The following is a 14,717-nucleotide window of genomic DNA, read 5'->3' as shown; positions in this document are numbered from 1 at the left end:
AAAAAGGGGCCGTGAGGCCCCGGGTCGTCGGTCAGGGACGCTGAGCCAACTTGTTTTCCAGATAGTGGATGCTGGTGCCGCCTTCGATGAAGCGGGCATCTTGCAGCAATTCACGATGCAGCGGGATGTTGGTCGAAATGCCTTCCACCACCATTTCCGACAGCGCGATGCGCATGCGCGCCAATGCCTGGTCACGCGTATCGCCATACGTGATGACCTTGGCGATCATCGAATCGTAGTTGGGCGGCACGAAGTAGCTGTTGTAGGCGTGCGAATCAATCCGAACGCCAGGGCCGCCCGGCGTGTGCCAGTTGGTGATGCGGCCGGGGCTGGGCACGAAACGGAACGGATCTTCGGCGTTGATGCGGCATTCGATGGCATGGCCCTTGAAGGCGATGTCGCGTTGGCGCAGCGTGAACTTCTCGCCAGCGGCGATCAGGATTTGCTGCTGCACCAGGTCGATGCCGGTGATCAGTTCGGTGACCGGGTGTTCGACCTGGATGCGGGTGTTCATTTCAATGAAATAGAACTCGCCGTTTTCAAACAGGAACTCGAACGTGCCCGCGCCGCGATAGCCCATCTTGCGGCAAGCGTCGGCGCAGCGGTCGCCGATGCGCTCGATGGCGCGACGGGCGATGCCGGGAGCCGGCGCTTCTTCGATGACCTTCTGGTGGCGGCGCTGCATGGAGCAGTCGCGCTCACCCAGCCAGACGGCGTTGCGGCCACCATCGGCCAGCACCTGGATTTCCACATGGCGAGGGTTCTCAAGGAACTTCTCCATATAGACTTCCGGGTTGTTGAACGCGGCGCCCGCTTCCGAACGCGTCATGGTGACGGCGTTCAACAGCGCGGCCTCGGTGTACACCACGCGCATGCCACGGCCACCGCCGCCGCCTGCTGCCTTGATGATGACCGGGTAGCCCACTTCGCGCGCAATGCGGATGATTTCCTGCGGATCTTCGGGCAACGCGCCTTCAGAACCGGGCACCACCGGCACACCCGCTTCGATCATGGCGCGCTTGGCGCTGACCTTGTCGCCCATCAGGCGAATGGTGTCGGGACGCGGGCCGATGAAGACGAAGCCGCTCTTTTCGACGCGATCGGCGAAGTCGGCATTTTCGGACAAGAACCCGTAACCCGGGTGGATTGCCTCGGAATCCGTCACTTCGGCGGCCGAAATGATGGCCGGCATGTTCAGGTAGCTGTCACGCGACGGCGCGGGCCCGATGCACACGGATTCATCGGCCAGGCGCACGTACTTGGCCTCGCGGTCAGCCTCGGAGTGCACGACCACGGTTTTGATGCCCAGCTCACGGCAAGCGCGCTGAATGCGCAGGGCGATTTCGCCCCGATTGGCGATCAGGATTTTTTCGAACATTTTCAGCTATCAGCCAATGACGAACAGGGGTTGACCGTACTCGACGGGCTCACCGTTTTCGACCAGGATTTCTTTGATGACGCCGGACTTGTCGGCTTCGATTTCATTGAGCAGCTTCATGGCTTCAATGATGCACAGCGGATCGCCTTCCTTGACGGTGGCGCCCACGTCGATGAACGGGGCGGCGCCCGGGTTCGGCGAACGGTAGAACGTGCCGACCATCGGCGCCTTGACGACGTGGCCCTGGATGACCGGGGCGGCTTCGGCGGCCGGCGCGGCGGGCGCGGCGGCTTGTGCGACGGGCGCGGCTTGCGCGCCGGCTTCGGGCTGGTGGTAAGCCACCGGCTGCAAGGTTTGCGAGAACTTGACGATGCGTACCTTGCCTTCGCCTTCGGTGATTTCCAGCTCGGCGATACCCGATTCAGCCACCAGGTCGATCAGGGTTTTGAGTTTTCGAAGGTCCATAGAAGCTGCTTCCCGAGATAGTGTCGGCGGCGTCCCAGCGTGGGGTCCGCGCCGTATAAGATGTAAAAGCCGTGAGTTTGGTGCGAGATCAGTGCCGCACTGCGTAACGCAGAGCCGCCTCGTAGCCGTCCGCGCCCAGGCCGGAGATAAGGCCTACCGCCAAGTCGGACAGATAAGAGTGATGCCTGAAGGGCTCTCGCTTATACAGATTGGACAAATGTACTTCAATAAATGGGATCGCGACCCCAGCCAGCGCATCGCGGATAGCGACGCTGGTGTGCGTATAAGCCGCCGCGTTGATGATGATGAAGTCTGTGCCGTCTTGCCGGGCCGCTTGAATGCGGTCAACCAGCGCGCCTTCGTGATTGCCTTGCCAAGCAGCCAGCTTGGCGCCCAATTCCCCTGCAAGCAGCTCCAGGCGCTCATTGATCTGAGGCAGCGTCAAACTGCCGTAGATATGAGGTTCCCGGGTGCCAAGCAGGTTTAGATTCGGGCCATGCAATACCAGTATGTTTTGCGCCATGCGCTTGCCAATGAGTGGATTGCCAACGGTGGAATTGTTGGCAAAACAGCCGATAAACCAGCTTTTTACGCCAATTCCTACTATTTGTCCAACAGACTTATGCCTTCAAACCGGATAAGGTTTGGTTCAGGTCGTCGGGTTGGATTTCGCCCAGTATCTTCCGGTTAATTGCGCCATCAGCGTTGAACACGATGGTAAAAGGCAAGCCGCCGCTGGGGTTGCCCAGCTTGCGCAAGGTATCGATCGCACCTGCCCCGATCACCCACAAGGGGTACGAAACTTGCACTTTCTCGACAAATTTTTGCACGTTCGCTGCGGAATCAACGCCGATGCCGACAAAGCGGACATTCGGGTATTTTTTCTGCAAGGCATCCAATTCCGGCATCTCGCGCACACACGGCGCGCACCACGTTGCCCAGAAATTAACCACCATCGGCTGGCCCTTCCAGTTGGCCAGCGACTGCGTCGCGCCATGCAGGTCGGGCATCTGCAATTGCATCAAGGCGGCAACCGGGTCGCCGGCCTCAGTGGGCGGCGCAGACGTGCGGGACTTCTGCCCCAACAGGGTATAGCCCCCGGCGACCGTGGCGGCCACGGCCACGCCGGCGGATAGAAGTAGGCGTCGATTCATGGCGCGATCATAACCGCTGCCGGTATTTTGCGCGCTGCCCGGGCGGCATGGCCGGTGGCCGCTATATATACAATGCCGGACAGGAGAGTTTTCAATGCACCTGCACATTCTTGGCATCTGCGGTACGTTCATGGGCGGCTTGGCGCTGATCGCGCGGGCCGCCGGCCACAAGGTCACTGGTTGCGATGCGGGCGTATACCCGCCGATGAGCACGCAGCTGTCCGAGCAAGGCATCGACCTGATCGAAGGCTTTGGCGCGGACCAGATGGCGCTGGCCCCCGACCTGTACGTGATCGGCAACGTCGTCAGCCGCGGCAACCCCCTGATGGAAGCCATTCTGGAATCGGGCGCGCGCTACGTGTCCGGCCCGCAATGGCTGGGCGACAACATCCTGCCGGGCGCGCACGTGCTGGCGGTGGCGGGCACGCATGGCAAAACCACGACCAGCTCGATGCTGGCCTGGATACTGGAAGCCGCCGGCCTTGCCCCCAACTTCCTGATCGGCGGCGTGGCGGCGGACCTGCATGTATCCGCCCGCTATGACCCCACGCGCCGCCCCTTCGTGATCGAAGCGGACGAATACGACACGGCGTTCTTCGACAAGCGGTCCAAGTTTGTCCATTACCGCCCGCGCACCGCCATCCTGAACAACCTGGAATACGACCACGCCGACATCTTCCCGGATCTGGCGGCCATCGAAACGCAATTCCACCATCTGGTGCGCACCATTCCCGCGTCCGGCCGCATCGTACGGCCCGCCCATTGCGACGCACTGGACCGCGTGATTGCGCGCGGTTGCTGGTCCGAAACGGTCACGTTCGGCGCGGATGGCGCCTGGCAGGCATCCCCGCCCGATGATGACGGCGCCTTCACGGTGATACGCAGCGGGGTCGACATCGGCACCGTGCGCTGGAACCTGACCGGCGAGCACAACCGCATGAACGCGCTGGCCGCGCTGGCCGCCGCCGAGCACGCGGGCGTGGCGGGCGCGGAAGGCATTGCCGCGTTGACGCGTTTTGCGGGCGTGAAGCGCCGCATGGAACTGCGCGGCACCGTGGACGGCGTCAAGGTCTATGACGATTTTGCGCACCACCCCACCGCCATCGCCACCACCGTCCAAGGGCTGCGCCGCCAAGTCGGGTCTGCCCGTATCCTGGCGGTGCTGGAGCCGCGCTCCAACACGATGAAGCTGGGCACCATGGCCGCCCGCCTGCCCGACGCGCTGGCCGACGCCGACCTGGTGTTCTGCTTTGGCGCCCACAGCGGCAAGCATGCGCTGGGCTGGAATCCGGCCGAGGTCCTGGCGCCGCTGGGCGACCGAGCTTCCAGTTACGATGACATCGACGCGCTGGTCGCGGCCGTGACCGCCGCCGCCCGCCCCGGCGACCAGGTGCTGGTCATGAGCAACGGCGGGTTTGGCGGCGTCCATGGCAAGCTGCTGAACGCGCTGCGGGCACGCCGCTGATCCCTCTTTATTGGACGAGCACGAAATGATTCTCTACCTGCACGGTTTTCGTTCCTCGCCCAGTTCCACCAAAGCCCGGCAGATGGCCGATGCCATGGCCGGGCTTGGCCTGGCCGCAAAGTGGGCCTGCCCCCAACTGCCCGCCAGCCCCCGGCAAGCCATTGCGCTGGCGATGGACATTGCGCAGCGCCAACTGCAAGGCGCGGACAGCCCCCGGGCGCTGACCGTGGTGGGCTCGTCCCTGGGCGGTTTCTACGCCACCTGGCTGGCAGAACAACTGGATTGCAAGGCGGTGCTGCTGAACCCGGCCGTCGAGGCGGCGCGCGACCTGGCCACCCAGGTCGGCGAGCACCACATGTATCATTCCGACGCGCCGTTCGTCTTTTTGCCTGAATATGTAGACGAACTGGCCGCCATCCACGTCCCCCGCATCACCCATCCCGACCGGTACTTCCTGCTGGCGGCCACGGGCGACGAGGTTCTGGATTGGCGTGAAATGCGCGATCGCTACGCGGGTTGCCGGCAGCGTATCGTCGAAGGCAGCGACCACGGTTTGTCCGACTTCGAACGTTGGATGCCCGAGGTGCTTGAATTCGCCCTTGGCGGCAAGCAGGTTAGCCCTCAATAATCAGTACCAGACATCAACACTCTATTTCGCTGCGCAAGGCGGTGCGTACGCGCCGCCCAGGAAGATCCCCACCATGTATGTGTTTTACGAAGATGACGGCAGTTTCAAGGCCGGCAACATCCTGTCCGAAACCGACGCCAGCTTGCAGGTGGAGTCAGAGTCGGGCAAGCGCAGCAAGATCAAGCGCGCCAATACCCTGTTCAATTTCGCGTCGCCCGAACCGGCGGCGCTGATGAGCCAGGCGGCCGCGGCCGCCGACGAACTGGATCTGCAATTCCTGTGGGAATGCGCGCCGCAAGAAGAGTTCGACACGCCCACGCTGGCCGCCGACTACTTCGGCCACGCCCCCACGCCGGTGGAACATGCCGCGCTGCTGATGCGCCTGCACAGTGCGCCCGCGTACTTTCACCGCCGTGGCAAGGGCCGTTACCGCCCTGCCCCGCCGGACATCCTGGCCGCTGCGCTGGCGGCGCTGGAAAAGAAGCAGCGCCAGGCCGAACAGCAACAGGAATGGGTCGACGAGATGGCCGCCGGCCGCCTGCCCGAACCCATTGCCCAGGTTGCCGAAACGCTGCTGATCCGCCCGGACAAGAATTCGCAGCAATGGAAGGCGCTGGACGCCGCCTGCGCCAAGCTGGGCAAAAGCCCCGACCGCCTGCTGCTGGAACTAGGCGCATGGCCGCACGCGCTGGCGTTGCACAAGCGCCGCTTCCTGGCCGTCAACTTCCCGCGCGGCCTGGAATTCCCGGAACTGGAACTGCCGCCCATCGACCGCGAACTGCCGTTGTCCGATGCCGAGATCTATTCGGTAGACGACGTCACCACGACCGAGATCGACGACGCGCTGTCCGTCACGACGTTGCCCGACGGCCGCCTGCGCGTGGGCGTGCACGTGGCCGCCCCCGGCCTGACCGTGACCCGCGACAGCGAATTCGACAAGCTGGCGCGCGCCCGCCTGTCCACGGTGTACATGCCGGGCGACAAGATCCCGATGCAGCCGGACAACGTCATCAAGGCGTTCTCGCTGGATGCCGGGCGCGAAGTGCCGGTGCTGTCGCTGTATGTGGTGGCCGACCCGGAAACGGGCGAAATCATCGAATCCGACACGCGCCTGGAACGGGTGGTGGTGCGTGAAAACCTGCGCCACAACATGCTGGACGCGCAAGTCACCGAGGCCAGCCTGGCCGACCCGTCGGCCGACATTCCCTACGGCCATTGGTTGCGTCCGCTGTGGAAACTGGCGCAGGCGCTGTCGGCGCAACGCGAAAACGTGCGCGGCAAGCCCGAAAACAATTCCCGCGTGGAATACAGCTTCTACCTGGACGGCAACCCCGACGACCCGGACACGCCGGTGCGCCTGGTGCCGCGTCAGCGCAACGCGCCGCTGGACCGCATGGTGGCCGAATACATGATCCTGGCCAACAACCTGTGGGGCGGCTTGCTGCACCAACACGGCGTGCCGGGTATTTATCGGTCGCAACAGGCGGGCCGCGTGCGCATGAGCACGCAGGCCTTGCCGCACGAAGCTATCGGCGTGCCGCAGTATGCGTGGAGCACGTCGCCGCTGCGCCGCTATGTCGACCTGGTCAACCAGTGGCAACTGATCGCCGCGGTGGAACACGGCGTGTCGGCGCGTCTGGTGGCGCCGTTCAAGCCGCGCGACGCCGACCTGTTCGCCATCATCGGCGCGTTCGATGCGCAGTACGCGGCCTGGGCCGAATTTCAAAGCGCCATGGAACGCTACTGGTGCCTGCGCTGGTTGAAGCAAAACGGCATCACCCGCACGGTGGCGCACGTGCTGCGCGATGATCTGGTGCGATTTGCCAACGCGCCGCTGGTGACGCGCGTGGGCGGCATGCCCGAACTGGAACGCGGCACGCCGGTTGAAATCGACATCCTGGGCATGGATGAGCTGGCGCTGGAACTGGACTGCCGGTATGTCGGCCAGCTGGCTCCCGAGCCCGCAAGCACGTAGGATGCATCCAGCGCGACAGCGCAACGTAACAAAAGCATAAAAAACGTCCCTGCCGCGGGCAGCCCCTCCCGCCATTGCGCAAGAGGGGTTGCCCGCGGCAGAGGACCATAACAAGACGGAGACGCAACATGCGCATTTTGCTGGTCGAGGACAACCTTGATCTGGGCGATGCGGTGGAGAGCAAGCTGCGGTCGGCCGGCCACAGCGTGCAATGGGTGCGCGACGGCGTCGCGGCCTTGCGCTGGGGCCTGGACGAAACCTGGGACGCCCTGGTGCTGGACATCAACCTGCCCGGCAAGGATGGCTTCTCGGTCATCCGTGAATTGCGCGCCGCCGGGCTGGAAGCGCCGGTGCTGGTCATGACCGCGCGCGCCGAAATCGAAGACAAGATCGACATGCTGGACCTGGGCGCGGACGACTATCTGGTCAAGCCCTTCGACCTGCGTGAACTTGAGGCGCGGCTGCGCGCGCTGATGCGCCGGCCGGCCGGGCAGACCAGCAGCACCACCTCCTACGGCAACCTGAGCCTGGACCTGGCCGGGCGCAGCGTGACGCTGGCGGGCACCCCGCTGGAACTGGGCCGGCGCGAATTCCGCCTGCTTGAGATCCTGGTGGGCCGCCTTGGCCAGACCGTGGCGAAAGAGCGGCTGATGAACCAGCTATTCGACCTGGACGACGGCTCGCTGAACGCGCTGGAACTGTTGATCTCGCGGCTGCGCAAAAAGCTGGCGGGCGCGTCGATCGACATCATCACCGTGCGCGGCGTCGGCTATCAGGCCCGCAGCCATGAACATCCCTGAAAGCGCCTCGATCCGGCGCCGCGTCTTCACCTTGGGCGCGGCGCTGCTGGCCTGCGCGCTGATCGGGCTGGTTTTTTTCCTGCGGGGTTATGCCCAGCGCGCCGCCGAGCAGGCGTTCGACCGCCTGCTTGCCGCGTCGGCGCTGACCATTGCGGGGTCCGTGCAGATCGATGACGAAGGCGTCACCGTCGAGCCGCCAGTGTCGTCGCTGGCCATGCTGTCGGGCGGCGAACGGGTCTTTTACGAAGCGCGCACCTCCAATGGGCACCTCATCACCGGCTATGGCGACCTGGCGCCCAAGCTGCCGCTGGCGCAAGCCGCCACGCCGGTGTTCGCCTACGTCACCTACCACGACGAGCCCGTGCGCGTGGCGACCGTGGGGCGGCTGGTGTCGGCCAGCCAGCATGCCGGCTGGGTCACGGTGCGGGTGGCCGAGACCCTGGGGTCGCGGGATGAACTGGCCGACGAAATACTGGGGCGTGGCGTCCTGCCGCTGGTGGTGGTGTCGTTGGTGGCGCTGGGCCTGTTGTGGTTTGGCGTGCAGCGCGCGTTTGCGCCGCTGGCCGTGCTGGAACGCGACCTGCGCACCCGCGCCCCCGAGGACCTGACGCCCGTGACCACGCCCGTACCGCGCGAAGTGCGCCGCCTGGTCGTAGCGCTGAACGCCTTCATGCAACGCCTGTCCATCATCATGGACACGCTGAACACGCTGGTGGCCGACGCCACGCATCAGGTCCGCACGCCACTGGCGTCGCTGCGCGCGCAAGCCGAAGTGGCGCTGGACGAGACCGACCCCAAGCGGCTGCGCGAACGCATCGTACGCATTCACCAGAACGCCACGCATGCCAGCCAGCTGATCAACCAGCTGCTGATGGACGCCACCATCACGCACCGGCTGGGCAAGGGGCCACCGGAATCCGTGGGCGTGGCCGAGACCATCAACGAAACGCGCCGACGCATCGGCCCGGTGGAAGCCGAGCGGCTGCGCATCGAAATCGCGCCGGAAGTGCGCCGCGCGCGACTGGCCGGTGACCGGGTCGCCTTGCGCGAGATGCTGCGCAACTTGGTGGACAACGCCTTGCGCTATGCGCCCGACGGCACGGTGGACATCCAGGCCACGCCGGTAGCCGGTTTCCGCGTGGCGTTGACGGTGTCCGATCGCGGGCCGGGCATTTCGGACGACGAAAAAGAAGCCGTGCAGCAGCGCTTTACGCGCGGGCGGGCTGGCGAGTCGCAGCCGGGATCTGGCCTGGGGCTGGCCATCGTGCGTTCGGTGGCGACGGCGCACGGGGGGTCGCTATGGCTGCATGATCGGCCGGGCGGCGGCCTGTCCGCGCGCGTCATCCTGCCGCTGCAACAACAGCCGGCCGGACGCCACGTGGCGGCGTGGCTGGGCGCGGCGTGCACGGCGGCGATGCTGCTGGTGTCCGCCCCGCAGGATGCGCGCGCGGCCGATCTGGACGAAATCGTCACGCGCTACCCCGCGCCGCAGCCCACGTCGCGCACACTGGTCATCGCCGGGCCCACGGACACGCCCGTCGTCGCGCCGCTGATCCAGGGCTTTCAATCGTTGCGGCCCGACGTGTCGGTGGTGTATCGCGAAATCAGCAGCCGCGACCTGTACGAAGCGACCGTGGACGGGCGCCTGAAAAACGTGGACGTGCTGATGAGTTCGGCGTCGGACTTGCAGATCCGGCTGGCCAACGACGGCTATGCGCAGGCGTACTCGTCGCCCTACGCGTCCAAGCTGCCGTCGTGGGCGGTCTGGCGCAACGAGGTCTACGGCTTCACGTTCGAACCGGCCGTCATCGTCTACAACCCCAAGCGCTTTACCGAGGCCACCGTGCCGCGCTCGCGGCAGGACATCCTGCGCCTGCTGGAACGCGAGCAAGCCAGCCTGCAAGGCCGTGTCGGCACCTACGACATCGCCGCCAGCAGCCTGGGCTATCTGCTGGCCGAGCAAGACGAACTGGTGTCGTCCAACTTCTGGGGGCTGGCCAACGCGATGGGGCAAGTGGGCGTGCGGCTGTCGCCCACCAGCGCGCAGATCCTGGACGCCATCGAGAACGACGAACTGGACCTGGCCTACAACATCCTGGGTTCATACGCCCTGTCGCGCCAGGCCGCCGGCAGCAAGATCGGCGTGGTGTTTCCGCAGGACTATGTGCTGGTGCTGGCGCGGTCGGTGCTGATCTCGCGGCGCGCGCCCAGCCCCGATCTGGCGCGCGCGCTGGTGGACTGGCTGCTGTCTCCGGCCGGCCAGCAGGTGGCGTCCAGCCACGCGGCGCTGGGTTCCATCATGGAAGACACGCCGGGCCGCTGGACCTCCGAGGCCGTGCTGGCGCGCTCGCAAGGCATCGTGCAGCCGGTGGTGTTAAGCCCGGCATTGCTGGTGGGACTGGACCAGCGACGGCATTCGCGCTTCGTGCAGAACTGGGTGCGGCTGGTGACGGACACGCCCAAGCGGCCGTAGGCGGGGCGCGGCAAGACCAGGGATTACCCCTAGCCGCTTATCGCCCCCATGACAGGACGACGACAGACGCCGCCTCCTAAGATGGCCGCAGGCTGGACCCAGATCCCGCTATAGACCAATTCCAATCGGAGACGAACACATGCTTGCCAAGTCCCAACTGGCGGCCGCCTGCGCCGCAGCTTTCGCCATCGCCACCGGCAGCGCCTTCGCGCAGGCCGTGCCGGCGGGTTACCCGGCCGACTATCAAAAGATCCTGGACGGCGCCAAGAAGGAAGGCAAGGTCGTCATCTATTCGACCACCGACACCAAGGCCGCCGGCCCCATCATCAAGGGCTTCGAAGCGCTGTATCCGGGCGTCAAGGTCGAATACAACGACATGAACAGCACCGAGCTCTACAACCGCTACATCAGCGAGCAGGCGGCGGGCGGCGGTAGCGGCGACATCGTCTGGAGCTCGTCGATGGATTCGGCCCTGAAGCTGGCCACCGACTACGCGCTGCAATACAAGTCGCCCGAAGCCGGCAAGCTGCCGGCCTGGGCCGTCTGGAAGGATTCGGCCTACGGCACGACCTACGAGCCGGCCGTGTTCATCTACAACAAGCGCCTGATCCCCGCCGCCGAAGTGCCCACCACGCACGGCGCGCTGGCCAAGCTGATTGCCAGCCAGCCCGACAAGTTCAAGAACAAGGTCACCACCTACGACATCGAAAAGTCGGCCGTGGGCTTCATGCTGGCCGTGCAGGACAAGGCCAACGACCCCAAGTATTTCGACACGCTGAAAGACATCGCCAAGGGCGGCCTGGTCGTGCAATCGTCCACCGGCACCATGATGGAACGCGTGTCCTCGGGTGAAAACCTGATCGGCTACAACATCCTGGGTTCGTACGCCGAAACCCGCGCCAAGTCCGACCCGTCGCTGGGCGTGGCCTACCCGACCGACTACGCGCTGGTGCTGTCGCGCGTGGCGTTCATCAGCAAGAAGGCCAAGAACCGCAACGCCGCCAAGCTGTGGATGGATTACCTGCTGTCCAGGAAGGGCCAGGAAATCATGGCCAACCAGGCCGACCTGGCCTCGGTGCGCGATGACATCGACGGCGACAACGATGTGGACGGCATGACCAAGAAGCTGGGCGCCTCGCTCAAGCCGATTCCGGTCAACGAAACGCTGCTGGACTACCTTGAGCAGACCAAGCGCCTTCAGTTCATCAAGGACTGGCGCGCCGCGGCCGGCAAGTAAGGCCGCGCGGGTCCGGGGCGCGGCGCGCCCGCCCCGGCGCCCCATACGCGTAGCGGACGGCAGCCTGCCGCCCGCCTGACCGCCCCCCGGGCGGGCCTGCCCCTACCCGGGCGGCGCGACCGTCGCGTCACTTTGAATACAGGATTTCCCCATGCAGTCATTGCGCAGAAAATGGCAGTCCCTGCCGCGCGGCGTGGTGGTGTTGATTACGGCCCTGGCCATCTATGTGCCGTTGTCGTTCATCATCGTCCAAAGCTTTCTATCCGCGCCCTTCTTTGCCCCGTCCAAGGTTTTCAGCCTGGACGCGTTCCGCTTCATCTTCGCGGACCCGGATTTCTACAAGGCGCTGAAAAGCGGCTTCATCCTGGCCTTCGGGCTGGCCATCATCGCCATTCCGCTAGGCGGCATGCTGGCCTTCCTGATGATCCGCACCGACCTGCCCGGCCGCCGCTGGATCGAACCGCTGATCCTGGTGCCGGTGTTCGTCTCGCCCATGGTGCTGGGCTTTGGCTACGTCGTGGCCGCCGGCCCGGTGGGCTTTTTCTCGATCTGGGCGCAGAACATCCTGGGCTTCGTGCCCTGGAACGTCTATTCGCTGACCAGCATCGTCATCATCGCCGGCCTGACGCACGTGCCGCACGCGTACCTGTACATCTCGTCGGCGCTGCGCAGCATGGGCTCCGACGTGGAAGAAGCGGCTCGCGTGGCCGGCGCGTCGCCGCTGCGCGTGATGGTGTCGGTCAGCCTGCCGATGGTGCGCCCGGCCATGCTGTACGCCACCGTGCTGCTGTTCTTCCTGGGTCTGGAAGTGTTCGGCCTGGTGCTGGTGCTGGGTGACCCCGAAGGCAACCTGGTGCTGGCCACGTACCTGTACAAGCTGACCAACAAGCTGGGCATTCCGTCGTATCACCTGATGGCCGCCGTGGCCGTGATCCTGATCTGCATGACGATTCCGCTGGTGATGCTGCAACGCCGTTTGATGCGCACTGCGAATCGCTTCGTCACCGTCAAGGGCAAAGCCTCGCGCGCTCGTCCGCTGCCGTTGGGCAAGTGGCGCTGGGCGGCCGGCGCGGTCGTGGCGTTCTGGCTGGTGGTCACCATTATCGTGCCGCTGCTGGGCGTGCTGCTGCGCGCGTTCGTGTCCAACTGGGGTATGGGCGTGTCGCTGTTCGACGTGCTGTCGCTGGACGCCTTCCGTACGGTCTTCGCACAGCCCAACCTGATCCGCGCCATTGTGAACTCGGTCGCCATCGGGGTGTTCGGCGGCGCGCTGGCGGTGATGTGCTACATGTTCGTGGGCCTGGCCATGCACCGCAAGCCCGACAACGTGACGCGCTTCATGGACTACAGCGTGTTGGTGCCGCGCGCCGTGCCCGGCCTGCTGGCCGGCCTGGCCTTCCTGTGGGTCTTCCTGTTTGTGCCGATGTGGCTGGACAACGCCCTGGACGTGGACGAAAACGGCTGGCTGTCGGCGCTGCCGTTCGCCGAATGGCTGCGCGAGAACTTCATCGAATGGCTGCGCGCCATGCGCAGCACCATCTTCAGCGTGTGGCTGGCCTACACGGTGGTCTGGATGGCTTACGGTCTGCGCTTGATTTCATCGGCCCTGCTGCAAGTGGGCCCCGAACTGGAAGAGGCCGCCCGCAGCGCCGGCGCGCGCCGCGGCCAGGTCACACGCCACGTCACGGTGCCGCTGGCCAAGTACGGCCTGATCGGTTCATGGCTGCTGATGTTCCTGATCTTCGAGCGCGAATACTCCACCGGCGTCTACCTGCTGTCGCCCGGCACGGAAACCATCGGTTCCATGCTGGTGTCGCTGTGGGCCTCGGGCGCCATCGACATCGTGGCCGCGCTTTCCTTCATCAATATCGTTCTGGTCGTGATCGGCCTGGGCATCGCCCTGCGATTCGGAGTCAAACTTCATGATTGAGCTTTCTGTAGAAGACCTGCACCTGGACTACGGCGACAACCCCGTGCTGAAGGGCGTGTCGATGCAATTGCGCCAAGGCGAAGTGGTGTCGCTGCTGGGCCCCTCGGGTAGCGGCAAGACCACGCTGCTGCGCGCCGTGGCCGGGCTGGAAGGCCCCAAGCGCGGCCGCATCACCATTGGCGATCGCATCGTCTATGACGGCGGCGCGCGCAAGGAGATTCCGGCCGAAGAGCGCAACCTGGGCCTGGTGTTCCAGTCTTACGCGCTGTGGCCGCACAAGACCGTGTTTGAAAACGTGGCCTACCCGCTGAAGTTGCGCAAGGTGCCGTCGGCCGAAGTGCGCGAACGCGTGCAGGCCGTGCTGGACCAGCTGGGCCTGGGCAAGCTGGGCCAGCGCCATCCGCATGCGCTGTCGGGTGGCCAGCAACAGCGCGTGGCCATTGGCCGGGCGCTGGTGTACAGCCCGCCCGTCATCCTGCTGGACGAGCCGCTGTCCAACCTGGACGCCAAGCTGCGCGAAGAAGCCCGCGCCTTCCTGCGTGAACTGATCATCCGCCTGGGGCTGTCGGCCCTGATGGTGACGCATGACCAGAGCGAAGCCATGGCCATTTCTGACCGCATCCTGCTGCTGAACAACGGCAAGATCGAACAGCAGGGTACGCCGCAGGAAATGTACGGCTCGCCGTCCACGCTGTTCACGGCGGAGTTCATGGGCAGCAACAACCGGCTGGAAGGCAAGGTCACCGAAGTGCGCGATGGCCGTGCCCGCATCGAGGGCCGTGGCTGGGCGCTGTGGGGCAAGGCGGGCGAAGGCGTGTCGGCCGGCCAGGACGGCACCGCCGTGATCCGGGTTGAACAAGTGCGCCTGGCGGACGACCCCGACGGCAACCACATCGACATGCCGCTGTTGACCAGCATGTACCTGGGCGACCGCTGGGAATACCTGTTTCGCACGCCCGACGCGGACCCGGCCAATACCCTGGCGCTGCGCGCCTATGGTCCCGAAGGCCGCGAACCCGGCCCCAGCCGCCTGGCCCTTCCGGCCAGCAAGGTGTGGGTGTTCCCGCGCAAGCAGGCCTGATCGGGCCGGGCGGCGCCGGCCGCTCGCCCGCCATCCCGGCATGCCGTCCAATAGCTGTTACAAGCGGTTGGCCGGCCTGTCCGGGCGGCGCGGACTCGCCTTACAATGCGTCCGTGCAACGCCCTGATTCC

General features: G+C 65.3%; 12 protein-coding genes. 8 read left to right on the top strand and 4 right to left on the bottom strand.

What is annotated here, in order from left to right; all coding sequences use genetic code 11:
* Window positions 1–31: 31 nt before the first annotated feature.
* The 4 genes from accC to KYT87_RS02635 form a co-directional block, all read right to left on the bottom strand.
* On the bottom strand, window positions 32–1,378 hold the full coding sequence (accC, locus tag KYT87_RS02650) for an acetyl-CoA carboxylase biotin carboxylase subunit (protein WP_046806529.1): 1,347 nt from the start codon (window positions 1,376–1,378) through the stop codon (window positions 32–34).
* 9 nt (window positions 1,379–1,387) lie between these two features.
* Window positions 1,388–1,843 (bottom strand): acetyl-CoA carboxylase biotin carboxyl carrier protein, encoded by a 456-nt coding sequence (gene accB / locus KYT87_RS02645; RefSeq protein ID WP_046806530.1) that lies wholly within the window; start codon window positions 1,841–1,843, stop codon window positions 1,388–1,390.
* An 88-nt stretch (window positions 1,844–1,931) separates the two neighbouring features.
* On the bottom strand, window positions 1,932–2,366 hold the full coding sequence (gene aroQ / locus KYT87_RS02640; RefSeq protein WP_120153729.1) for a type II 3-dehydroquinate dehydratase: 435 nt from the start codon (window positions 2,364–2,366) through the stop codon (window positions 1,932–1,934).
* 97 nt (window positions 2,367–2,463) lie between these two features.
* Entirely contained in the window at window positions 2,464–2,997 is a 534-nt protein-coding gene (locus KYT87_RS02635; RefSeq protein WP_219991656.1) for a TlpA disulfide reductase family protein, read from the bottom strand.
* A gap of 94 nt (window positions 2,998–3,091) precedes the next feature.
* Between KYT87_RS02635 and mpl the strand changes: the two genes are divergently transcribed.
* From mpl to KYT87_RS02595, 8 genes are all read left to right on the top strand, one after another.
* A complete protein-coding gene (gene mpl, locus KYT87_RS02630) occupies window positions 3,092–4,462 on the top strand; it encodes a UDP-N-acetylmuramate:L-alanyl-gamma-D-glutamyl-meso-diaminopimelate ligase (RefSeq protein WP_219991655.1) in 1,371 nt (456 codons plus the stop codon).
* 25 nt (window positions 4,463–4,487) lie between these two features.
* Window positions 4,488–5,090: a YqiA/YcfP family alpha/beta fold hydrolase gene (locus KYT87_RS02625; protein ID WP_219991654.1), complete on the top strand. Its 603-nt coding sequence runs from the start codon at window positions 4,488–4,490 to the stop codon at window positions 5,088–5,090.
* A 73-nt stretch (window positions 5,091–5,163) separates the two neighbouring features.
* Window positions 5,164–7,065 (top strand): ribonuclease catalytic domain-containing protein, encoded by a 1,902-nt coding sequence (locus KYT87_RS02620; RefSeq protein WP_046806534.1) that lies wholly within the window; start codon window positions 5,164–5,166, stop codon window positions 7,063–7,065.
* A gap of 128 nt (window positions 7,066–7,193) precedes the next feature.
* Complete coding sequence (locus KYT87_RS02615) at window positions 7,194–7,865, top strand: response regulator transcription factor (RefSeq protein WP_219991653.1); 672 nt, start codon at window positions 7,194–7,196, stop codon at window positions 7,863–7,865.
* Window positions 7,852–10,338: an extracellular solute-binding protein gene (locus KYT87_RS02610; RefSeq protein WP_104145188.1), complete on the top strand. Its 2,487-nt coding sequence runs from the start codon at window positions 7,852–7,854 to the stop codon at window positions 10,336–10,338. Before KYT87_RS02615 ends, KYT87_RS02610 begins: the two co-directional genes overlap by 14 nt.
* Window positions 10,339–10,477: 139 nt before the next feature.
* A complete protein-coding gene (locus KYT87_RS02605; protein WP_219991652.1) occupies window positions 10,478–11,575 on the top strand; it encodes an ABC transporter substrate-binding protein in 1,098 nt (365 codons plus the stop codon).
* Between the two features lie 151 nt (window positions 11,576–11,726).
* Window positions 11,727–13,505 (top strand): iron ABC transporter permease, encoded by a 1,779-nt coding sequence (locus KYT87_RS02600; RefSeq protein ID WP_219991651.1) that lies wholly within the window; start codon window positions 11,727–11,729, stop codon window positions 13,503–13,505.
* Complete coding sequence (locus KYT87_RS02595; RefSeq protein ID WP_046806539.1) at window positions 13,498–14,586, top strand: ABC transporter ATP-binding protein; 1,089 nt, start codon at window positions 13,498–13,500, stop codon at window positions 14,584–14,586. The genes KYT87_RS02600 and KYT87_RS02595 overlap by 8 nt, the downstream gene beginning before the upstream one ends.
* Window positions 14,587–14,717 lie beyond the last annotated feature (131 nt).

This window comes from Achromobacter sp. ES-001, from assembly GCF_019448355.1.
Lineage (GTDB): Bacteria > Pseudomonadota > Gammaproteobacteria > Burkholderiales > Burkholderiaceae_B > Achromobacter > Achromobacter spanius_B.
Note: the sequence above shows the minus strand (reverse complement) of the source record. Positions and strands in the feature narration are given on the sequence as shown.

Excerpts from the sequence above, each read along its gene's own strand:
- KYT87_RS02615 (WP_219991653.1), top strand. The coding sequence starts at position 7,194 with ATGCGCATTTTGCTGGTCGAGGACAACCTTGATCTGGGCGATGCGGTG.
- mpl (WP_219991655.1), top strand. The coding sequence starts at position 3,092 with ATGCACCTGCACATTCTTGGCATCTGCGGTACGTTCATGGGCGGCTTG.
- KYT87_RS02635 (WP_219991656.1), bottom strand. The coding sequence starts at position 2,997 with ATGAATCGACGCCTACTTCTATCCGCCGGCGTGGCCGTGGCCGCCACG.
- KYT87_RS02595 (WP_046806539.1), top strand. The coding sequence starts at position 13,498 with ATGATTGAGCTTTCTGTAGAAGACCTGCACCTGGACTACGGCGACAAC.
- KYT87_RS02625 (WP_219991654.1), top strand. The coding sequence starts at position 4,488 with ATGATTCTCTACCTGCACGGTTTTCGTTCCTCGCCCAGTTCCACCAAA.
- KYT87_RS02600 (WP_219991651.1), top strand. The coding sequence starts at position 11,727 with ATGCAGTCATTGCGCAGAAAATGGCAGTCCCTGCCGCGCGGCGTGGTG.
- KYT87_RS02620 (WP_046806534.1), top strand. The coding sequence starts at position 5,164 with ATGTATGTGTTTTACGAAGATGACGGCAGTTTCAAGGCCGGCAACATC.
- KYT87_RS02605 (WP_219991652.1), top strand. The coding sequence starts at position 10,478 with ATGCTTGCCAAGTCCCAACTGGCGGCCGCCTGCGCCGCAGCTTTCGCC.
- KYT87_RS02610 (WP_104145188.1), top strand. The coding sequence starts at position 7,852 with ATGAACATCCCTGAAAGCGCCTCGATCCGGCGCCGCGTCTTCACCTTG.
- accB (WP_046806530.1), bottom strand. The coding sequence starts at position 1,843 with ATGGACCTTCGAAAACTCAAAACCCTGATCGACCTGGTGGCTGAATCG.
- aroQ (WP_120153729.1), bottom strand. The coding sequence starts at position 2,366 with ATGGCGCAAAACATACTGGTATTGCATGGCCCGAATCTAAACCTGCTT.
- accC (WP_046806529.1), bottom strand. The coding sequence starts at position 1,378 with ATGTTCGAAAAAATCCTGATCGCCAATCGGGGCGAAATCGCCCTGCGC.